The sequence below is a fragment of the Streptomyces sp. NPDC044063 genome (assembly GCF_056434285.1).
On sequence record NZ_JBWKFM010000031.1, the window covers coordinates 36,686 to 57,548 of the forward strand.

Consider the following 20,863-nt stretch of genomic DNA (forward strand, 5'->3'; position numbering starts at 1 on the left):
AGAGAACGATGATCAGCGAGACCGTCGCCGCCGCCGACTGGCCGGCCGTCACCGCCGAACTCGACGCCCATGGCTGCGCCCTCACCCCCCGGCTGCTGACCCCCGAGGCGTGCCGGGAGCTCACCGGCCTCTACGACCGGGACGGGCTGTTCCGCACCACCGTCGACATGGCCCGGCACCGCTTCGGCTCCGGGCAGTACCGCTACTTCACCCACGACCTGCCCCGGCCCGTCGCCGAGCTGCGGGCCGCGCTCTACCCCCACCTGCTCGTCGTCGCCCGCGACTGGGCCGCCCGCCTCGGCCGCCCGGCCCCCTGGCCCGACAGCCTCGACGCGTGGCTGGCGATGTGCCACGAGGCCGGCCAGCGCCGCTCCGCCCAGATCCTGCTGCGCTACGAGGCGGGCGACTGGAACGCCCTGCACCGCGACGTCTTCGGCGACATGCTCTTCCCGCTCCAGGTCGTCATCGGCCTCGACGAGCACGGCACCGACTACACGGGCGGCGAGTTCCTGCTCGTCGAGCAGCGCCCCCGCGCCCAGTCCCGGGGCACCACGACCGTCCTCCGGCAGGGCCACGGGCTGGTGTTCACCACCCGCGACCGGCCCGTCCGCGGCAGCCGCGGCTGGTCCGCCGGCGCGGTCCGGCACGGCGTGAGCACCGTCCGCACCGGCCGCCGGCACGCCCTGGGCCTGGTCTTCCACGACGCGGCCTGACCCGTCGCGGCACCGCCCCCGACACCCCTTCCCCGAGGAACCACCCCGACCATGAGTCCCCGACACCCGGTACGGCCGCCCTCGCCCCTCCTCCCGGACGGCGAGGCGAGGGCCTACGGCGACCTCCCCGCGCCCGCCCCGCACACCGGCCCCGAACTCGCCGCCCTCCTGGACCTGCTGACCCGCTCGACGCCCCGGACCCGCACGGTCGCGGTCGGGCACGCCCGGGACGCCGCCTCCCGCGCCGCGGCCGCGGCCTTCGTCGCGGCGTGGGAGGCCCGCGACCGGCACATCGTGGCCGTGGTGGACTGGCCCGAGGCCGCCGCTTCCTGGCTGCGTCCCGCCCGCCGGCTGACGGACCCGGCGCCCGAGGCGTGGGTGGTGGCGGCCGCGCCCCTCGGCTGGGCCCTGATGAGCCGCCGTCTGCGCCACAGCACCGCCTGGGACCCGGCCCGGACGTTCGCCTTCGCCTCCCTCCAGGACTCCCGCCTGCCGGCCCTCGCCGGCCCGGACACCCTCGACGGGCTGCGCGGCGCGTCGGCCGACGGCGGCACCTGGGCCGTCGACGGCCGATGGGTCGTCTCCCACCCCGCGCCGCCGGAGCAGCCGCCGGAGTAGGGGACGACCGCCGCGCCCGGCTCAGCGCGCGTGGCCGCCGTGGTGGCCACCACCGGCGCCGTGGTGGAAGGCCAGTACCTCGGCGGGCATCACCACGAACGGCCGCATCATGCCCATGTCCTCGTGCTCCAGCAGGTGGCAGTGGTACATGTAGCGGCCCTTCGCCCCGTGGAAGCGGCCGATGACGTTCACCATCTGCCCGGCGGGCACCTGGATCACGTCCTTCCAGCCGGCGTCGCTGTCCGACACGGGGGCCGTGCCGCCGTATGCCAGCGGCGACCGTGTGCCGCCCAGGGTCGTGTCGAACGAGCCGCCGGGGGCCGCCGGATAGAGCCGTCGGCCGAGCACCTGGAAGTCGATGAGGTGGATGTGCATGGGGTGGGTGGGGCCACCGAGGTTGAGGAAGCTCCACTGTTCCCAGGTGTCGTGCGCCACCATGAAGCCCAGGGCGTCGTCGAACGTCCGGGCGCCCCTGCGGTACGTCCGCACCTGGCCGTCCGGGCCCTCGATCTGGATCACCCCCTCGCCCGGCACGGTCACCGAGCCGGGCTCGACCGGGTGCATCTCCCACAGCCCCGGGTGGGCGTCGCCGGCGGTCCCGGGCGGGGTGAGGACGACCAGCCGGTGACCGTGCTCGGGCGCCGTCTCGTGGGTGATCCGCCGGAACGACGCGGAGACGACCCCCGGCAGCACGAAGCCGTCCGCCACCTCCTCGTCGTCCACCCGGAACTGCATGACCTGCGGATACGCCACGCCGGGCGCGGCGTTGACCAGCCGGACGCGGCGGCCGCGCAGCCTGCCGAAGTCGACCAGCAGGTCCACCCGCTCGGCGGGCGCCACCGGCAGCGGCTCGTCCAGCGGCACGGGCCGCGGCAGCAGGCCGCCGTCCGTGCCGATCTGCCACAGCGCGCCCCGCACGGGCTCGCCGCTCTCGTCGTCGACCAGCCGGAACTGGAACGTCCGGGCGTTGGCGGCGTTCAGCAGCCGGAAGCGGTACCAGCGCGCCTCGACGTCCAGGTGCGGCCAGATCACGCCGTTGACGAGGGTGTACGGGCCCAAGAACGCCGCCGTGACGTTCCCGCCCCGGTCGTCCTGCCCCACGACGACCGTCTTGTGGAGCAGCCGGCCGGTCAGGCGGCCGTCCTCGTCCTGGTCGAGGTTGCGGTCCTGGACGACGAGCGGGATCTCGTACTCCCCGCGCGGCAGGCGCAGCGCGTCCTCCTCGTCGTCGCGCACGAGATACATCCCGGCCAGGCCCGCGAAGACGTTCCAGCGGGTGATGTCCATGGCGTGGTCGTGGTACCACCAGGCCACGGCGCGGTGGTCGTTGGGGTACTCGCAGAGCTGGGCGTCGCCCGGCGAGACGCCGTTCTCCGACCAGCCGTCGTTGCCGCCGCCGGTGGGCGCGCCGTGGAGGTGCGTCACCGTCCACGGCGGGAGGGCCGCCACCTCCGGCAGCGGCTCGGCACCGCCGCGGCCGGGCAGGTCGGACGGCGAGGGCGCGCCCGGTGCGCGGACGGCCTCCACGGCCGTGACCGGGTGGCGCCCCGTCAGGTGGTTGTGCCAGGTGATCCGCAGCCGCCGGCCGCGGCGGACCTCCACGGTCGGCCCCGGGACGTGGCCGCCGTAGGCCCACACCCGGGTCGGCGGCAGCTCGGAGTGCAGCCGTACCCAGGCGGCGGACAAGGTGATGCCGATGCCCTCGCGCGCCTGTTCGGCGTCGGGCCGCAGCACCGGCGGCACCCGCAGGGCGTCGAGGAACGGTGTGAGTCCGGCGGCGGACTCGGCGGATGGAGCAGGACTGATCGTCGTCTCGGTCATGCGGGACCCCCGTCACGCTTCCCCCGTGCCACCGGCCTCCCGGCGGCAGCTGTCACCCCTCAGGACGCGCGGAGGAACGTACGGGGTTGCCCGCCGGCGCGTGACGGGCCCGCAGGGTGGCCCGGAGCGGGGTGGCCGGGTGGAGCAGCAGGCCGACGGCGGGCGTGCCGTCGTGGGGTTCGGCCTCCAGGTGGAAGCGCTGGGCCAGGGCCGCGAGGACGAGCGTCGCCTCGACGAGGGCGAACCGCGCGCCCAGGCAGGTGCGCTGGCCCCCGCCGAAGGGGAACCAGGCGTGGTCCGGGACGGCGTCCGGCGCGTCCGGGCCCCAGCGCTCGGGCCGGAAGGACAGCGGGTCGGGGAACCAGCGGGCGTCGCGGTGGGTGGTCCACTGGCTGCACCAGACGACGGTGCCGGCCCGGACCGGCACCCCGGCCACGGCGGTGTCCTCCTTGGCCACGGCGGGGAGGAGCCAGCCGGGCGGGTAGAGGCGCAGGGACTCCTTGACGACCTGCCGGGTCCACGGGAGGCGTTCGTAGTCGTCGTGCGCCGGGGGCCGGCCGCCGAGGACCTCGTCCACCTCACGGGTGAGCCGGGCGCGGGCGGCGGGGGAGCGGGAGAGCAGCAGCCAGGTCCAGGTCAGGGCCGTGGAGGTGGTCTCGTGGCCGGCCGCCCACAGGGTCACGGCCTCGTTCCGCACCTCGGTGTCCGTCAGGGCCCGGCCCTCCTCGTCACGGGCGGTCAGCAGCCGGTCCAGCAGGTCGTCGTGGCCGTCGCCGGCGGGGCCCCCGGCCCGCCGGGCCTCGATCAGCCGCCGGATCTCGGCGTCGACCACGGGCACGGCGGCGAGCAGCCGGCGCCGCCAGGGCGGCCGGACCCAGCCGGGGAGGAAGAGGTTGGCGCCGCGCAGCTCGGTGCCCAGCTCGTGCTCGATGACGGCCATCGCGGCGCCGAGGCGGCCGCCGTCGTCGTCGCCGAGGTCGTTGCCGAAGAGGGTGCGGGCGACGATCCGCTGGGTGAGCCGGGTCATCTCGTGGCGGACGTCGACGCGCAGGCCGTCGTGCCAGTCGTCGGCGAGCGCCACGGCGCAGTCGACCATGGTGGCCGCGTAGGCGCGGACGTGGCGGGGCCGTACGGTCGGCTGGACCAGGGCCCGCTTGCGGCGCCAGTCGGCGCCCCGGCTCAGCAGGACGCTGTCGCCGACCAGCTGCCGGAGGGCCCAGCCGACCTCCAGCGGCTCGAAGGTCTGCTCGACGGCCCCGAGGAGCTCGGCGATGTGGTCGGGCCGGGACAGGAAGAGACTCCGGCGCGGGCCGAGCGACCAGGCGACGACGTCGCCGTGGTCGCGGAGCCGGTCGAGGAAGGCCAGCGGGTCCCGCCCGAAGGCGGGGAGGTTGCCGAGCAGCGGCAGGCCGCGCGGTCCGCGGACGGGACGCGCGGGTGCTTCGGACACGGCCATGTGGAGCATTCTCCCGGTCCTCCGGCGAGGTGTGGAGTACGGCGTACGGGTGAGGTCGCGGGCGTGTGTACGGGGTGTGCCGCGGCGCGTTCCGGGACGCGCGGGGGCGGTCTCAGGCGCGGCGCAGGCCCCGCAGCACCTTGCCCTCCGTGCTGAGGTAGCCGTGGGCGTAGTCGAAGCGGGGGGTGTCGGCGAAGGTGAGGTAGAGCCACTTGAAGTTCTCGGCGAAGACGTAGGCGGGGCAGTGGTCGCCCTTGGGCATGGGCCGCCGGGTGACGTCGGCGACGACGGTGTAGCCGCCCGGCACGCGGTGGTGCTTCACGAGGTTCTCGAAGTAGCGCCAGGCCGTGGTCCGGTAGTAGGGGTCGCCGGTCTGCCAGTACAGCTGGAAGGCGCAGTTGGCGTACTCGGGGCGCAGCTCGTTGCCGGGAGCGACGGCCTCCAGGCGGGCGTAGTCGATCTGCTCGGGGATGACGGCGTACTTGTCGAGCACGGCCGTCCACGAGCGGTAGTAGTCGGCGGCGAGGGCGTTGTCGCCGCCGACCGGCAGGATGGCCACGGCCAGGGAGGACTGGTGGCGGTTGACGAGGGCCCCGGTGCGGAAGTCCACGTGCCGGAACCAGAGCCGCCCGTCCACCCGCTCGGCCTGGTGGCGGCGCAGCGCGTCGGCGAACATCCGGAACCAGTCCCGGCACTCCTCGTCGCCGAACATCAGCCACGCGCCCCACAGGTACTCGTAGAAGGAGTCCGCCGGGGGGTCGACGGCGACGGCCTGCCGGTCCGCCCAGCGGCCGGTCTCCACGTTCATGGTGGTGGCGAGGAGGCCGAGCTCCGAGCGGCGCTCCACCAGGGCGCGCAGGGCGCGCTTGGCGGCCCTGCGGTAGCGGGCGTCGCCGGTGAGCTCGGACAGGACGCCGAACTCCAGCAGGTTGGTGCCGATCTCGGCGACGGGCGAGGTGGCGCCCGAGACCCGGCCGGTGCGGAGGTTGACGTGGCGGTAGGGCATGCCGGTGGGCGACCGGGTGAAGGCCGGCAGCAGCCGGTCCGTCAGGTCGGCGCACAGGTCGAGCAGGGCCCGTCTGCCGCTGGCCAGATAGCCGGCGAGGAGGCCGCCGACGAGGCGGATGGTCGTCTCGAAGACCTGGAAGTCGGCGTCGATGTCGAAGTCCAGGTGGTCCACGATCCACCGCTCGCACAGGTCCGCCTCGTCGTCGAAGCCCATCAGGTGGTGGGTGTCGAGCGCCTCGACGATGGACAGGCCGACTGGGTGGCCCTTGGCGAAGAACTCGCGGTGCCCGCCCGAGACCGGCAGCACCTCGTCGTGGCCCCAGGCGAACCGCTTGTAGCCGTCCCAGGCGTGGCGGAACTCGGCGCGGATCTCCCGGGCCCGGGCGGCGTCGGGCCGTGTGCCGGGCTCCGCGTGCCGGACGGCCGGCGCGGCGCGCGCGCCGGATCCGCCGCCCAGGGCGAGGCCGCTCGCGGCCGCGAGGGCGTACAGCATGCCGCGGCGGGACGCGTACGCCCCGGACGATGTGTTGATCATGGCGGTGCGAGTCCTCCTGACCACGGGTGCCGGGCCCGGGTGAGTGGTCGTTGCTCGCAGTATGGGGCGCCGCGGCCGCTCTCCTCCGCAGGCGCGGCGCCGGTACGCCCGGCACGGCCCGCGGTGTCATGGAGGATTGACCTCACGTCAACGCGGGATCCCGGTCGCGCGGCCGGACGGCGATCGGGCCGGCGGCGGTCAGCCCGGGAAGCGGAGGAAGGCCGGCGGCACCGCGTCCGTCAGCCACACACCGTTGTCCGTCACCCGGAAGACGTGGCCCGCCGCGCGCATCGCGGCGGCGTCCACCGACAGCACCACGGGTCTGCCCCGGCGCGCCCCGACGCGCGTGGCCGTCTCCCGGTCGGCCGACAGGTGGACATGGTGCCGGTCCATGGGGCGCAGCCCCTCGGCCCGGATCGCGGCCACGCTGCGGGCGACCGTGCCGTGGTAGAGGTACGCCGGCGGCTCGGCCGCCGGCAACCCCAGGTCGACGGGGACCGTGTGCCCCTGCCGGGCCCGTATCCGGTCGCCCTCCAGCGCGAACCGCCGCTTGTCGTTCGTCGCCACGGCGTGCTCCAGCTCCTCGCGGCTCACGGGGAAGCCGTGCGCGGCCGCGGCGGCCAGCAGGACGTCGACGTCGACCCAGCCCTGGGGGTCGAGCCGCACGCCGATGCGGCCCGGCTGGTGGCGCAGGTGCCGGGAGAGGTACTTCGAGACCTGTACGGTCCGTCGTTCGTCCATGCCCCCAGCCTCCCGCACCCCCGGGGGCGCGGTCATCCGGATTACCCGGCCGCGACCCCCTCGACGACGGACAGGACGGTGGGCGTCGGGACGATGCGTTCCAGCCGCAGCCCCGCCGCGTCGAAGAGCCGCGCGAAGTCCTCCTCGGTGCGCTCCCGCCCCTCCAGGGCCGCCATCATCATCACGTCCAGCGTCTTGCCCTGGTGCGGGGCGTTGCCCGGCGGGAGGACCGCGTCGACGACCATGACGCGGCCGCCGGGGGCCATCGCGCGGCGGCAGTTGCGCAGGATGCCGGTGCACTGGTCGTCGTCCCAGTCGTGGAGGATGCGCTTGAGGAGATAGACGTCGCCCGCTGGTACGGAGGCGAAGAAGTCGCCCTCCTCCAGCGTCCAGCGCCCCGCGACGTCCCCGGCGTCCGCGCCGCCGAGCCGGTGCCCGGCGAGGACGTGCGCCCGGTCGTACAGCACGCCCCGCAGCCGGGGCCCGCCGCGCAGCGCGGCCAGGAGGAGCCCGCCGTGGCCGCCGCCCACGTCCACGACGGTGGCGCCCTCGGGGAAGGCGCAACGGTCCGCGATCGGCTGGTTCTCGGCGTCGGACATGGCGGCCATGCCGTCGTGGAAGACCGCCGCGGTCGCCGCGTCCCGCGCGAAGTGGTCGAAGAACGGCATGCCGAAGATGCCCGGGAACGCCGATGTGCCGTCCCGCACGCACCGCCCCATCTCGCCGGCCGGCAGCCACATCGTCCGGTCCGTGATCATGAGCACGGCCGAGCGTGCCGAGGCCGGCGCGTCCGAGCGCAGCGCGTCGCCCGTCTCCGTCAGCCGGAAGCGCCCCCGCTCGTCCTCCTCGAACAGGCCGCGCGTGGCCAGCAGCCGCAGCACGCGGTGGAGGCTCCGGGCGTCCGTGCCGGTGGGCTTCGCCAGCTCCTCCGCGGTACGCGGCCCGTCGGCCAGGTGATCCGCCACCCCCACCTCCGCCGCGGCGCGCAGGGCGGCGGGGTAGAGGAAGCCGAGGGCTTCGTCGATGACGCGGGCGGCGCTGCGCAGTGCGCCCGCCCCGTCGTGGGCGTCGTTCACGGGACCACCTCCGTGCGGAGTGCTTCGCGGGACCGTACGGAGGCCAACGATGTCAGGCCCAGGGGGCCAGCGGGTACCAGATGAGATCGCGGCGCGCCAGGATCCGGACATCCCAGTACAGGACCATGAACACGCCCGCGGCGATGAAGCCGGCCGCCGTCAGCGCGGACGCGCGGCTGGGCTTCGCGGCGAGCCAGCCGTACAGCCGCTCGCCGGCCACGGCGGTGACGAGCAGCAGGAGCACCGCCATGATCAGGATGTTGCCGAGCGCCTGGAGGGCGAACGCCGCCGCGCCGTACAGGACGTCGTGGCTCTCGGCCGCGTCGCGGAAGAGTTGGCGGAACAGCGGGTAGGGGCGCCCGATGAGGAACGATCCGGTCAGGACGCCCATGACGACCATGGGGGCGTTCGGGAAGCGGGTGGAGACGCGGGCGAGCGGGTCGCGCACCAGGCCCAGCGCGGCGAGGCCGAGGCAGATCATCACCAGCCCCGCCAGCCCGAACACCACCATGGCCTGGATCAGCCGCGGGGAGAAGCCGCCCGCCCCGCCCGCCGCGCTGTTCGCCTGGAACTGCGGCATCCGCGTACCGGCCAGCGCGACGACCACGCCGTAGGCCGCGGAGACCGCGACCGCCCCGGCCGCCATCAGCCCGAGCGGCCGGAGCATGTGCCGCAGCCGCCCCCGCCGGGTGGTGACGCAGCCGGCGAGCGGGGCGAAGGCGCCGAAGGCGGCCACGTTGCAGGCCGTGAACGTGCCGGCCACCCCGGTGGCCAGGGCGAAGACGACACCGCCCAGGACGCCGTCGATGGGCGTGCCGCGCGTGTCGCGGCCGAGCAGGGTGTCGGCGACGGTGCCGCCGATGGTCGTGTCGACGAACCGCGCCGACCACACCACCGTGAGGGCGAACCCGGCGAGCGCCGCCAGCACGGCGACGAGGACCCTGCGGCGGGGCGGGAACCCGTTGACGAAGAGCGACGTGCGCCCGGGGTACGGGGGCGCGAGGGGGCGGCGGGCTTCGGTGCGCTGCGGTGCCTGGGTCATCCGGGGGCCTTTCCGCGGGGCGGCGTGCCGTCGGCCGGGAACCTACTCGCGGTCCGCCGTGCCGGGGATCGGCCGGGCGCGGATACAGCACACCGGAAGAAGGCCACCCCTCCGGCCCCGTCGGGCCTGCCCCCGGCCCTTACGGCAGCTGCTGCTCGGCCCAGATGACCTTGCCGTCGGCCGTGTACCGGGTACCCCAGCGCTCGGCCAGCTGCGCCACCAGGAACAGGCCGCGGCCGCCCTCGTCCTCGGCCGCCGCGTAGCGCAGGTGCGGCGAGGTGCTGCTGGTGTCGGAGACCTCGCAGATCAGCGCGCGGTCGCGGATCAGCCGGACCCGGATCGGGCCGGAGGCGTGCCGGATCGCGTTGGTGATCAGCTCGCTGAGGACGAGTTCCGTGGTGAACACCGCCTCCTCCAGGCCCCAGTCGGTCAGCTGCCGGGTGACGTCGGCGCGCGCGCCCGCCACCACCGCGGGGTCGGCCTCCAGCTCCCAGGTGGCGATCCGTTCGTCCTCCAGCCTCCGGGTGCGGGCGACGACCAGCGCGATGTCGTCGGCCTGCACCGGGGGCAGCAGCGCCTCCAGCACCGCGTCGCACGTCCGCTGCGGCGACCGGCCGGGATGCGCCAGGGTGTGGGCGAGGATCTCCAGCCCCACGTCGATGTCGCGCGTGCGGTCCTCGATGAGGCCGTCCGTGTACAGCGCCAGGCTGCTGCCCTCGGGCAGGTGCAGCTCCGCCGCCTCGAACGGCAGCCCGCCCAGGCCGAGCGGCGGCCCGGCGGGCAGCTCCGGGAACTCCACCGTGCCGTCCGGACGGACGAGCGCGGGCAGCGGATGCCCGGCCCGGGCCAGGCTGCACATCCCCGTCGACGGGTCGTAGATCGCGTACAGGCATGTCGCGCCCGCGATCGCGGCCTCCCCGTCGACCCCGGTCGCCTCCTGGTCGATCCGGCCGACCAGCTCGTCGAGGTGCCCGAGGAGCTCGTCCGGCGGCAGGTCGAGGGACGAGAAGTTCTGCACCGCTGTGCGCAGCCGGCCCATCGTGGCGGCCGCGTGGAGCCCGTGGCCCACCACGTCCCCCACCACCAGGGCCACCCGGGCGCCGGGCAGCGGGATGACGTCGAACCAGTCGCCGCCCACCCCGGCCTGCGCGGGCAGGTAGCGGTACGCGATGTCCAGGGCGCTCTGCTCGGGCACCCCGCGCGGCAGCAGGCTGTGCTGGAGCGTCACCGCCATCGCGTGCTCGCGGGTGAAGCGGCGGGCGTTGTCGATGCACACGGCCGCCCGCGCCGCCAGTTCCTCGGCCAGGGACAGGTCGTCCTCCTCGAACGGTCCGCTGTCCCGCGCCCGCCAGAAGTTGACGATCCCCATCAGGACCCCGCGGGCCCTGAGCGGCACCGTGATGAGCGAGTGGAAGCCGTATTCCAGTATCGCCCGGGTGCGCACCGGGTCCTGGGTGCGCCAGCCGGCCGAGACGCGCAGGTCCGGTACGAGCACGGCGTGCCCGCTGAGGAACCCCGTGGCCTGCGGGGTGGGCGCGGCGAAGCTGTGGAGTTCGCCCGCCCGGTAGAGCGGGTGGTCGTCCGGGGTGCCGCTCAGCGCCACCCGGCGCAGCACCGGTGCCTCGTGGCCCACCCCGGTCGGCGGCTCCTCGCCGCGCAGCACCGGCTCGGCCAGGTCGACGGAGACGTAGTCGGCGAACCCCGGCGCCGCCACCTGGGCGAGCTCCTCGGCCGTCCGCTGCACGTCCAGGGTGGTGCCTACGGCCACGCTCGCCTCGTACAGCAGCCGCAGCCGGCCGCGCGCCACCTCGGCCTTGCCGGCGAGCGCCCGCAGCTCGGTGGAGTCCCGCAGTGTCGCCACGCTGCCCGGCGGGCCGCCCCGGCGGTCCGTCGGCCGCTGGTTGACCGCCAGCAGCAGGTCCCCGACGGGCACCACCTCGTCCGTGGCCACCCGGCGGGACTCGAGGAGTTCCGCCATCCGGGGCTCCAGGCCCAGGTCGGCCACGCGCCGGCCCTCCGCGTCCGGGGGCAGGCCCAGCAGCCGGCACGCCTCGTCGTTGGCCAGCAGGACGTGGCCGTCCCCGCTGACGATGACGACGCCCTCGCGCACCGCGTGCAGAACCGCGTCGTGATGCTCGTACATCCGGGTCATCTCGAGCGGGCCGAGGCCGTGGGTCTGCCGCCGCAGCCGTCTGGTCACCAGGGCCGTGCCGCCCGTGGCCAGGGCCAGCGCCACACCGCCGGCGGCCAGGACGACCGGAAGCTGCCGGTCGACCGCGCTGCTCACCGAACTGATCTTCAGCCCGGACGAGACCATGCCGACGACATGGCCGCGGTCCGTCACCGGCACCACGACCTGCATCTCCTTGCCCAGCGGTCCGTTGACGTTCTCGACGGTGACATGCCCCTGCAACGACGGGCCGATGGTGCCCACGAACTTCTTGCCGATCTGCTTGGGATCGGGGTGGGTGTAGCGGATGCCGTCGCGGTTCATCACGACGATGAAGTCGACCCCGCCCGTCCTGGCGGCGGCCTCGGTCAGCGGCTGGAGCACGGCGGACGGGTGGGGTCCCCGCATGGTCTCCACCAGGCCGGGCCCGTGCGCGAACGCCTGGGCGGCCGCGAGCGAACGGTCGCGCGCCGCCTGGAACCTGTCGCTGCGCGCCTGGAGCAGCAGCGTCACCACCGCCGCCACGATGAGCAGCAGCACGATGAGCACCTGCAGCACGAACATCTGGGTGGCGAGGCTGCGGTCGGCGACCGACCGCAGGCGCCGGACCCACGGCATCCGTGAGCCCGTACGCGACTCTCGCCGCTCACGCCGGCTACCTCGGCGCCGGCCGGCGAACCAGCGACCCGACGGCCTCCAGGAGCGGCCCCGGATTCGGGCCATACGTCATGTCTACCCCGGGCCCTTCCGCGGCGCGAACGGTACGCGCCACCCGGAGTGGCCTTCCGGACGCGGACGGCATCCGGAGATGCTCAGGGGCCGGTCCCCGCGGCGGCGTCCTCCAGCGCCTGGACGTCGATCCTCCGCATGCCCAGCATGGCCCGCATGACACGGGTGGCCGTGGCCGGGTCGGGGTGCGCCAGCAGCTCGGTGAGCCGGCGCGGGGTGATCTGCCACCACAGTCCGAAGCGGTCCTTCAGCCAGCCGCACCGCCCCTCCTCCCCGCCCTCGCCGAGCCGCTCCCACAGCTCGTCGGCCTCCTCCTGGGTCGCGCAGTCCACGGACAGCGAGATCGCCTCGTTGAAGGTGAAGTGCGGGCCGCCGTTGAGCGCGACGAGCCGCTGCCCGGCGAGCTCGAACGTGATGGTCATGACCGTGCCGGGAGTGCCCGGGCCGGCCTCGCCGTAGTGCCGCGTGTCGAGGACCCGGCAGTCGCCGAAGACGGACGCGTAGTGCCGCACCGCCTCCTCGGCCCGGTCGTCGAACCAGAGGAACGGCGTGATCTTGTGCGGGGCGGCGCCCCGCGGGGAGGTGTCCCGCATGGAGATGTCCGGCATGGAGGTGTCATACCGGACGGGACGCGGCAGGCGCGGGTACGTCGGGCGAGGACACGCCGGGCACGGGCCGGACGAGGCGGTGCTGGAGCAGACAGGCGGCGCCGATCGCGGCGCCGAAGACGCCCCAGCCGAGGGGGCCGGTCGCGATGGCGGCGGTGACGGCCACGGGCCCCAGGGCGCGCTGGCTCGCCGTGGCCAGGCCGTGGACGCCGAGGTAGGCGCCCTGGGCCTCCTCCGGGGCGAGGGCGACGGACAGCTCCCAGGAGACGGTGGCGTGCAGCATCTCGGCGAGGGTGAAGCCGGCGGTCGCCACCACGAGGGCGGTGCCCGCGAGGACGGCCCCGGGCGCGGCGGCGGCCGCCATGGCGACGCCGGAGGCCGCGAAGACCAGGGAGAGCGGCGGCAGCAGGCCGCGCGCCGCGCGTGTCGTGGCACCGAAGCGGGACAGGGGCACCTGGAGGCCGACGACCATCACGTTGTTGAGGACCATCAGCAGCGGGACCAGGCCGTGCGGGGCGTCGGTGGCGTGCACGGCCCACAGGGACAGGCCGACCTTGAAGACCGCGTCGTCGAGGAAGAGCACGGCGTCCGTGGCCACGTAGGCCAGGTAGGAGCGGTCGCGCCAGGGGTTGGTGGCCCGGGCGGCCGGCGGGGGCCCGTCGCTCCGGCCGGCCACGCGGGCCGGGGCCGAGGCCTCCGAGCAGCTCAGGGTGAGCAGCGCGACCGCGACGAAGGAGAGCGCGTCGCCCAGGAGCAGGACGCGGTAGACCGTGGTGCTGCCGGCGGTGAGGGCCGCCGCCGCGCCCAGCCCGCCGAGGGCCCAGCCGGCGTTCGCGACGGTCCGGTTGACCGCCTGGTAGCGCACGCGCTCGGTGCCCGCGACGCGCGTGCCGTACAGCTTGGTGAGCACGCTCGCCGCCCGGTCGCCGAACCCGGCGACGGCGGAGCACACGAGCAGCGGTGTGAAGCGGTCCGTGACGAGCGGTCCGAGGGCCGCCACCGCGCGCAGCACCTGGAAGGCGGCGAGGACGCGGGTGAGCGGGAGCCGGTCGGCGAGCGCGCCGCCGACCGGTGCCCCCGCGATGCCGGCGACGCCGGCGACGGCCGCCAGCATGCCGATCGCCGCCACGCCCAGACCGGTGACGTAGGTGAAGTACAGCACCGACGTGGCGGCCCACAGGCCGTTGCCGACGCGGTCGACCAGTGAGACGACGAGCATGCGCCGCCCGTCCCGGCCTCCCGGTATGCGCGCGGCGAGCGCGTCGCGCCTCCGGTTCGTGCCCACGATTCCCCCTGAGATCGAGATCGACCGGGGCGACCGGCGACGGATGCCCTGACGATTTGTCACCCCGTATGTATTGATACATAATTGTGTGCGTGGCAATACAATATGGGATCACCGGTGGTACGGCCAAGGCCGTTTCCGCCTCGATCGAACGCGCGGTCACCGAGGGCGTCCTGGAACCCGGCACACCGCTCCCCCCGGTGCGCCGGCTGGCGGAGGACCTCGGCGTCAGCCCCGGCACGGTGGCGGCCGCCTACAAGGAGCTGCGGCAGCGCGGCATCGTGGTCACCCGCGGCCGCGGCGGCACCGTCGTGGCGGAGGGCCCCGGCGTCGCCTCGCGGCGGCCGCCCAGGGTGCCCGAAGGGCTCCGCGACCTGGCGGGCGGCCATCCCGACCCGGACCTGCTGCCCGACCTCGTGCCGCCCGTACGGCTGTCGCCCGGCAACCGCTCGCACCGCTCGGTGCCCCGGCTGCCGGCCCTGGAGGACGCGGTCCGGGCGTGGCTGGGGGCCGACGGCGTCCCCGCGGAGCACGTCACCTTCGCGCACGGGGCGCTGGACCTGATCGGACGGCTGCTCTCCGTCGAACTCCGGCCCGGCGACGCCGTGGCCGTGGAGGACCCCGGCTACCACCACCTGCTCGACCTCGTCACCGCCCTGGGCCTGCGCACGGTCCCGGTCGCGGTCGACGACGAGGGCATGCTCCCCGACGCGCTCGGCACCGCGCTGCGAGCCGGCGTCCGGGCCGTCGTGTGCTGCCCGCGCGCGCAGAACCCCGTCGGCGGCCACTTCTCGCCCGCCCGCCGCGACGCGCTGGCCGCCCTCCTGCGCGGGGCGCCCGACGTGCTCGTCGTCGAGAACGACTTCGCCGCGGGCATCGCCGGCGCCCCCCTGCGCTCGGTGACCGAGGGCGGGCTCGCGCGCTGGGCGCACGTCCGCACCGTGACCAAGTACCTGGGCACGGACCTGCGCTGGGCGGCCGCCGCCTGCGACGCGACCACCCTGGCCCGGCACGACGGACGGCTGCTGCTCACCTCCGGCTGGGTGAGCCACCTGCTCCAGGCCACGGTCCTCGGCCTCATGGAGGACACCACGACGGACGCGCTCGTGCGCGGGGCGCGCGAGACGTACCGGGAACGGCGCCTGGCCCTGCGCGCGGAGCTCACCCGGCACGGCATCGCCGCCCACGGCGAGAGCGGCATGAACGTCTGGGTGCCGGTCCGCGACGAGTCCGCCGTCGTCAACGGGCTGCGTACGCACGGCTGGTGGGTCGCCGCCGGGGCCCGGTTCCGGATCGGCGCCCCGCCCGGCGTCCGGATCACCACCGCCGCGCTGCCGCCCGCCGACGGCGCCCGGCTGGCCCGGGACTTCGCCGCCGTCCTGGGCGAGACCCAGGCCACGTACGGGGGGTGAGGGCCGCCCGGAGGGCCGCGTCCGGACCGCGCCTCGTCCATGCCGCCCCGGCGTCCGTGCCGTGCCGGCGTCTATGCTGCGCCGGAAGACGGACGACACGATGACGGGGGATACGGGACAGTGCTCACCAGCACCACGGAGACGGTTCGTTCGGTCAACGCCCTGACCGGCGCGTGGGCGCGGGTCGCGGCGGGCGGGGCCGGCGCGCGGGGCCGGGGGACCGTGTTCTCCGCGGCCGGCGTCTGGCCGCTGCTCGCCCTGCTGGCGGCCGGCGCCGACGGGCCCGCCCGCGCCGAACTCCGCACCGCCCTGGGCCTCGTGGAGGCCGACGACGCCGCCGCCCTGGGCGGCGCGGCGCTCGCGGCACTGCGCGGCGCGGACGGCGTGGACGCCGCCACCGGGCTGTGGAGCCGGGCCGGCCTCCCCGTCCGCCCCGCCTGGCGGGACGCGCTGCCCGAGGGCGCCCACGGTGTGCTGACCGGGGACCCCGCCCGCGACCGCGCGGAACTCGACGCCTGGGCGGACCGGCAGACGCGGGGCGCGATCACCGCCATGCCCGTGCCCACCGGCCCCGGCCTCCTGATGGTGCTGGCCGGGACGCTGCTCGTCCGCACCCGGTGGACCACGCCGTTCCACGACGGATGGCTCACCCCCTCCGGCGGCCCCTGGCGGGGCGAGCGCCTGGCCGGGCTCTACCGCAGGGACGGGCGGCTCGACGGGCTGCGGGTGGCCCCGCACACCCCGGCGGGCCCGCTGACCACCGTCGCCGTCGAGGGCGACAACGGCATCGACGTCCACCTGCTGCTCGGCGCCGAGGACGCTACGGGCGGCGAGGTGCTCCAGGCCGGAGTGGGCCTGCTCGCCGGGGAGTACGCGACGCTGCCCGGCTCGGCCCTGCCCCTCGGCGCGCCCGCCCCCGGCGTCACCGTCGAGGAGGTCGCCGGCTGGGACGAGCGCCCGGTGCTGGTCGTCGCCACCCCCCGGTTCACCGTGCGCGCCGAGCACGATCTGCTCCGGCACGCCGGACTGTTCGGCCTGCGGACGGCCACGGACCTCTCGCACGGCCACTTCCCCGGGATCAGCGACGTGCCGCTGGCGGTCTCCTCCGCGCGGCAGAGCATGACGGCGGGGTTCACCGCGGACGGCTTCGAGGCGGCGGCCGTGACCGCGTTCGGGCTCGCCGCGGCGGGTGTGCCCCGGAAGCGGGCGATGATGGTCCGCGCCTCCTTCGAGCGACCGTTCGGCTTCCTCGCCGTCCACCGCGCCTCCGGCCTGGTGCCGGCCGCGGGCTGGGTCACGGAACCGGCCGAGGCGCCCGCCCGGCGGCGCTGACGCCGATCCCGGACGGCCGGGCGCCCTCAGACGGCGTCCCGCCCCGTCGTGTGCCCCAGGATCGCGGCGGTCAGCGGCGCGATCACCTCGTGGGGGAGGGCGTGGCCCATGCCGGGGATCCGGACGACGCGTGCCCCGCGGACCGCCTGGGCCAGGTGCTCGGCGTGCGGCGGCGGGAAGACCGGCTCCGCGGGGGCGGAGATCACGAGCGTGGGCACCTCGGTCGCGGCCAGCTCGTCGGTGCGCAGCAGGCCGGAGTCGTCGGCCCGGGCGTGCGCGGTGCCGGCGGTGTACGTCCCGGTGTGCTCGATGATCTTCCGCTCGAGGGCGCGGAAGTACTCCGCGTCGAACGGCAGCCCGCCCCCGCTCAGCGCCCGCCAGTGCTCGACGCGCCGGTCCAGCTCGGCGACGAGGCCGTGGTCCTCGACGGGCCGGGACCACATCTCCAGGACCTCGGGAGCGATGCCGGGCAGCTCCTCGACCGGTGTGACGGTCCCGTCGGGGCGGGTGTACGGGGCGGTGCTGAGCGCGCACGTGCCCATCAGCGTGGCGCTGAGCAGCCGGTCGGGCCGGTCGGCGATCAGCAGCTGCGCCAGCATTCCGCCCAGCGAGAGGCCGGCGACGTGGGCGCGTTCGACGCCCAGCGCGTCCAGGACCGCGACGGCGTCCCGGGCGAGGTCGGCGATGGCGTAGGGGCGCTCCTCGAAGGACCACGTGGAGCGGCCCGTGTCGCGGTGGTCGTAGCGGATGACGCGGTGGTGGGCGGCGAGGGCGTCCACCAGCTCCTCGGGCCAGCCCATGCCGGAGGCCTGGGCTCCCATGATCAGCAGCAGGGGAGGGGCGTCGGCGGCGCCGCGCTCCTCCACCCACAGGCGGACACCGGGGGCGACGTCGGCGAAGTGCTGCATGAGGGGGTCCCTTCCTTGCTCCGGCTGTGAACGAGGAAGACGATACGAGACGTCTCGTCTCGCAGTCAAGGGCGGCCTCACGGAAAGCCCGCGAACGGGCCGGATCTGTGAGGCCACCCATAGGACCTGGGTCACGTACGAAGCCGCTTAGTGGACGGCCGCGGGCCCGTGGAGCAGGCGTCGGGCGTCCTCCGCGACCCCCTTGTTCCTATACGGGGTAGTAGGTCACATTTTTGCCAAGCGGATCTCCGGACCTCTACAACGGATCGAGTCGCACGGCGCCGTCGACCGGGAAACGGCGCTTCCTCTACGCGCCCACGACGGCCACTGCGACGCAAGCGACTGGGAAGGTCTTCCGCTCCATGGGTTCCACCACCTCCGGCCATACCGCTCTGTCCAAGGCCCACAAGATCTCCGCCGCCGGTCTCGTGACCGCCGCCGGTGCCGCGGCCCTGACGTTCGCGCTGGTGCCGCAGGCCTCGGCCACCGAGTCGGTCACGGCCGCGGTGAAGCCCGTCGCGCGGAATGCCCAGGAGTTCGGCGAGACGCACGACGGCGAGCTGGCCAGGGCCGCCGACACCGCCGCCGCGCGGGCGAAGGCGGGTGCCGCGGCGAAGAAGGGCGAGGAGCGCGCGAACCGCTCCGAGGCCCGTGCCCCCCTGAAGGCCGCCCCGGCGAAGAAGACCTACGCGAACAACCTGGACGGCTGGATCGGCGAGTCCCTGGACATCCTGCGCGCCAAGGGCATCCCGGCCTCGTACGACGGCATCAAGCGCAACATCCTGCGCGAGTCCAGCGGCAACCCCCGCGCCATCAACGACTGGGACATCAACGCGATCAACGGTGTGCCGTCGAAGGGTCTGCTGCAGATCATCGACCCGACGTTCAAGGCGTATCACGTCGAGGGCACGTCCTGGGACATCTGGGACCCGGTCGCCAACATCACCGCGTCCTGCAACTACGCCGCCGACCGCTACGGCTCGATGGACAACGTCAACTCCGCGTACTGATCCGCCCCGGCGGTCCCCACGACGCGGCGCCCGCCGAGGGCGCCGCGTCGTGTCATGTCTCCCGCGTCGTCCGGAACGACGGACGCCGTCCCGCGGGAGGGCGCGGGACGGCGGTGCTGATGGGCCGTCAGTAGCCGACGGTGAAGCGGGCCCGGTGGTGACGGGGCCGCTCGGCCTCGTCCAGGAGGGCCACGGCGAGGTCCTCCATGGATATCGCCGACACGCCCTGGTCGTCGACGAGGAGTTCGTCGGCGCCGAGCCGGTAGGAACCGGTGCGGGTGCCAGGCTCCAGGAGCGCGGACGGGCTGAGGTAGGTCCAGTCGGCGGTCGTCTCCGCCCGGCAGACGGCGAGCTGTTCGTCGCAGGCCAGGGCGATGGGGCGCCAGGCGGTGGGCACGAACGCGGGGTCGTCGAGCACGGCGCCTCCGTTGGGGGAGGTCAGGTTGCCGGCGCCGCCGACGAGCAGCAGGCGGACGCCGGCGCGGGCGGTGCCGGCGAGCAGCCCCTTGGCGGCCGCGACGAGCTCGCCCTCGCTGCCGGGCCGGGGCCGGGTGGCGCCGATGATCAGGTCCTGCCCGGCGCCGAGCGCGGCGACGGCGTCGGCGTCGCGGGCGTCGCCGGTGCGCACCGTGACGGTGGCGGGCAGCGGGCCGGTGCGGGCGGGGTCGCGGACGACGGCGGTGACCTCGTGGCCGCGGGACAGTGCCTCGGCGACGACGCGGCTGCCGACGTTGCCGGTGGATCCGAAGACGGTGATGCGCATGGGTGATCAGCTCCTGGAGGTGAGGGAACGGGAAGGGGACGAGGAGGAGGACGTGGTCGACGAGGCCGGGCCCGGGGGCTTCGCGGTCTGTGCCACGGCGAGGGCGGCGAGGACGACCAGGCCGCCCAGGAGCTGCGGCGCGCTGAGCTCCTGGCCGAGCGCCAGCCAGCCGAGCGCGGTGGCGACGAGGGGGCTGAGCAGACCGAGGAAGGCCACCTTGGTGGGCGGCAGGGCGCGTATCCCGCGGAACCAGAGGGCGTAGGCGACGGCGGTGCCGATGACCGCGAGGTAGCCGTAGCCCGCCAGGTGGGCGCCGGTCGGCGTGGGCGGCGTGCCCTCGACGAGGAGCGCGACGGGGAGCAGGAGCAGCCCGCCCGCGGTGAGCTGCCAGCCCGTCGTCGCCAGCAGGGGCGCGGGCGAGGTCCACCGCTTGCTGAGGACGACCCCGGTGGCCATGACGACGGCGCCGCCCGCGGCGGCCGCCACCCCGACGGCGTCCAGTCGCGCGTCCGCCCGCAGGACGAGCAGCGCGATGCCCGCCACGCCGGCGATCCCGGCCCCCGCGGTGCGCAGGGTCAGCCGCTCGCCGAGCAGGAGGGCCGAGAGGCCCGCCGCCAGCAGGGGCTGGATCGCGCCGATCGTGGCCGCGACCCCGCCCGGCAGCCGGTACGCGGCGACGAACAACAGGGCGAAGAACACGCCGATGTTGAGGGCGCCGAGCACCAGCGCCCGCCACCACCAGTCACCGCGCGGCAGCCGCCGTGTTAACGCGACCAGCACGAGCCCCGCGGGCAGTGCCCGGACCGTCGCGGCCAGCAGGGGCCGGCCCGGCGGGAGCAGTTCGGTGGTGACGAGGTAGGTGCTGCCCCACACGGCGGGGGCCAGCGCGGTCGCCGCCGCGACCTTCAGTCGATTGCTTAGCACTAAGCCAATGTATCTCACCGCTAAGCAATCTGTCCGGGGTGGGCGTCAGTGATCTATCTCACCGCTAAGGCAGTGGTTACGATGGCGGGGTGGCAGATCACGTCGACCATGTACTGGACCAGTGGGCCCGGCAGCGCCCCGACCTGGACGTCTCGCCGATGGCCGTCATCGGCCGGCTCCAGCGCCTCTCCCTGCTGATCAGCGCCGAGCTGCGGCGCACCTTCGCCGTGCACGACCTCGACTCCGCGTCCTTCGACGTCCTCGCCACCCTGCGGCGCAGCGACGCCCCGCACCGGCTCACCCCCGCCGAACTGATGCGCTCGTCCATGGTGACCTCGGGGGCCATCACCCAGCGTCTCGACCGGCTGGAGGGTCGCGGGCTGGTGACCCGGGAGCCCAGCGCCTCGGACGGCCGCAGTGTCGTCGTCTCCCTCACCGACAAGGGCCGCGCCCTCGTCGACCGGGCCCTGCCCGACCACCTCGCCACCGAGGAGCGCATCCTGGCCGCCCTCGCGCCCGAGCGGCGCGACGCCCTCGCCGACGTGCTCCGGGACCTGCTGGAGTCCGTGAGCGATCCCCGCAACTGACGGGCCGCCGGGCCCCGGGGGAGGGGGAACGGGTGGTCCACCCGGCGGGGGGGGGGGGGGGGGGGGGGGGGGGGGGGGGATGGCGTTGTTGTTCTCCCTTCGATCTCCTACGCATATGCAGGGCG

The 20,863-nt window shown here is 75.2% G+C and carries 18 protein-coding genes; 6 read left to right on the plus strand and 12 right to left on the minus strand.

Annotation, left to right across the window (positions count from 1 at the left end; all coding sequences use genetic code 11):
* Positions 1-8 precede the first annotated feature (8 nt).
* Positions 9-713 carry a 2OG-Fe(II) oxygenase gene (locus AC07BS_RS29090; protein WP_478934968.1) on the plus strand — a complete coding sequence of 235 codons (705 nt, stop codon included), beginning with the start codon at positions 9-11 and terminating at the stop codon, positions 711-713.
* A 51-nt stretch (positions 714-764) separates the two neighbouring features.
* Entirely contained in the window at positions 765-1,331 is a 567-nt protein-coding gene (locus tag AC07BS_RS29095; RefSeq protein ID WP_478647987.1) for a hypothetical protein, read from the plus strand.
* A gap of 21 nt (positions 1,332-1,352) precedes the next feature.
* On the opposite strand, the gene phsA is transcribed toward AC07BS_RS29095, so the two are convergent.
* The 9 genes from phsA to AC07BS_RS29140 all read right to left on the minus strand — a co-directional run bounded on the left by phsA (position 1,353) and on the right by AC07BS_RS29140 (position 13,802).
* Positions 1,353-3,152 carry an O-aminophenol oxidase PhsA gene (gene phsA, locus AC07BS_RS29100; protein WP_478934969.1) on the minus strand — a complete coding sequence of 600 codons (1,800 nt, stop codon included), beginning with the start codon at positions 3,150-3,152 and terminating at the stop codon, positions 1,353-1,355.
* Between the two features lie 52 nt (positions 3,153-3,204).
* Positions 3,205-4,608 (minus strand): cytochrome P450, encoded by a 1,404-nt coding sequence (locus AC07BS_RS29105; protein WP_478647990.1) that lies wholly within the window; start codon positions 4,606-4,608, stop codon positions 3,205-3,207.
* Between the two features lie 112 nt (positions 4,609-4,720).
* Complete coding sequence (locus tag AC07BS_RS29110; RefSeq protein ID WP_478934970.1) at positions 4,721-6,151, minus strand: glycoside hydrolase family 47 protein; 1,431 nt, start codon at positions 6,149-6,151, stop codon at positions 4,721-4,723.
* Between the two features lie 198 nt (positions 6,152-6,349).
* Positions 6,350-6,892, minus strand: coding sequence for an RNA 2'-phosphotransferase (locus AC07BS_RS29115; protein WP_478647993.1), 543 nt, complete (start codon positions 6,890-6,892; stop codon positions 6,350-6,352).
* Positions 6,893-6,933: 41 nt separating this feature from the next.
* Positions 6,934-7,968, minus strand: a complete 1,035-nt coding sequence (locus AC07BS_RS29120) for a methyltransferase (protein ID WP_478934971.1) — start codon at positions 7,966-7,968, stop codon at positions 6,934-6,936.
* A gap of 52 nt (positions 7,969-8,020) precedes the next feature.
* Entirely contained in the window at positions 8,021-9,010 is a 990-nt protein-coding gene (locus tag AC07BS_RS29125; RefSeq protein ID WP_478647995.1) for a hypothetical protein, read from the minus strand.
* A gap of 139 nt (positions 9,011-9,149) precedes the next feature.
* Positions 9,150-11,903, minus strand: coding sequence for a SpoIIE family protein phosphatase (locus AC07BS_RS29130; RefSeq protein ID WP_478934972.1), 2,754 nt, complete (start codon positions 11,901-11,903; stop codon positions 9,150-9,152).
* Positions 11,904-11,992: 89 nt separating this feature from the next.
* The gene (locus tag AC07BS_RS29135; RefSeq protein WP_478934973.1) at positions 11,993-12,517 is read right to left on the minus strand and encodes a VOC family protein; all 525 of its coding nucleotides are present in this window, start codon (positions 12,515-12,517) and stop codon (positions 11,993-11,995) included.
* A 7-nt stretch (positions 12,518-12,524) separates the two neighbouring features.
* On the minus strand, positions 12,525-13,802 hold the full coding sequence (locus AC07BS_RS29140) for an MFS transporter (protein WP_478648000.1): 1,278 nt from the start codon (positions 13,800-13,802) through the stop codon (positions 12,525-12,527).
* Positions 13,803-13,894: 92 nt separating this feature from the next.
* Between AC07BS_RS29140 and AC07BS_RS29145 the strand changes: the two genes are divergently transcribed.
* Both AC07BS_RS29145 and AC07BS_RS29150 read left to right on the plus strand, forming a co-directional pair.
* Positions 13,895-15,214 (plus strand): aminotransferase class I/II-fold pyridoxal phosphate-dependent enzyme, encoded by a 1,320-nt coding sequence (locus tag AC07BS_RS29145; RefSeq protein WP_478934974.1) that lies wholly within the window; start codon positions 13,895-13,897, stop codon positions 15,212-15,214.
* Positions 15,215-15,334: 120 nt separating this feature from the next.
* Entirely contained in the window at positions 15,335-16,546 is a 1,212-nt protein-coding gene (locus AC07BS_RS29150; protein WP_478934975.1) for a serpin family protein, read from the plus strand.
* Positions 16,547-16,572: 26 nt separating this feature from the next.
* Here the strand turns inward: AC07BS_RS29150 and AC07BS_RS29155 are convergent, their stop codons facing one another.
* Positions 16,573-17,454, minus strand: a complete 882-nt coding sequence (locus AC07BS_RS29155; RefSeq protein WP_478934976.1) for an alpha/beta fold hydrolase — start codon at positions 17,452-17,454, stop codon at positions 16,573-16,575.
* 362 nt (positions 17,455-17,816) lie between these two features.
* Here AC07BS_RS29155 and AC07BS_RS29160 point away from each other — a divergent pair, with 362 nt between their 5' ends.
* The gene (locus tag AC07BS_RS29160; RefSeq protein WP_478648006.1) at positions 17,817-18,464 is read left to right on the plus strand and encodes a transglycosylase SLT domain-containing protein; all 648 of its coding nucleotides are present in this window, start codon (positions 17,817-17,819) and stop codon (positions 18,462-18,464) included.
* Between the two features lie 127 nt (positions 18,465-18,591).
* Here the strand turns inward: AC07BS_RS29160 and AC07BS_RS29165 are convergent, their stop codons facing one another.
* Positions 18,592-19,227, minus strand: coding sequence for an NAD(P)-dependent oxidoreductase (locus AC07BS_RS29165; RefSeq protein ID WP_478648008.1), 636 nt, complete (start codon positions 19,225-19,227; stop codon positions 18,592-18,594).
* A 6-nt stretch (positions 19,228-19,233) separates the two neighbouring features.
* Positions 19,234-20,151, minus strand: a complete 918-nt coding sequence (locus tag AC07BS_RS29170; RefSeq protein ID WP_478934977.1) for an EamA family transporter — start codon at positions 20,149-20,151, stop codon at positions 19,234-19,236.
* Between the two features lie 89 nt (positions 20,152-20,240).
* Between AC07BS_RS29170 and AC07BS_RS29175 the strand changes: the two genes are divergently transcribed.
* The gene (locus AC07BS_RS29175) at positions 20,241-20,738 is read left to right on the plus strand and encodes a MarR family winged helix-turn-helix transcriptional regulator (RefSeq protein ID WP_478648011.1); all 498 of its coding nucleotides are present in this window, start codon (positions 20,241-20,243) and stop codon (positions 20,736-20,738) included.
* Positions 20,739-20,863 lie beyond the last annotated feature (125 nt).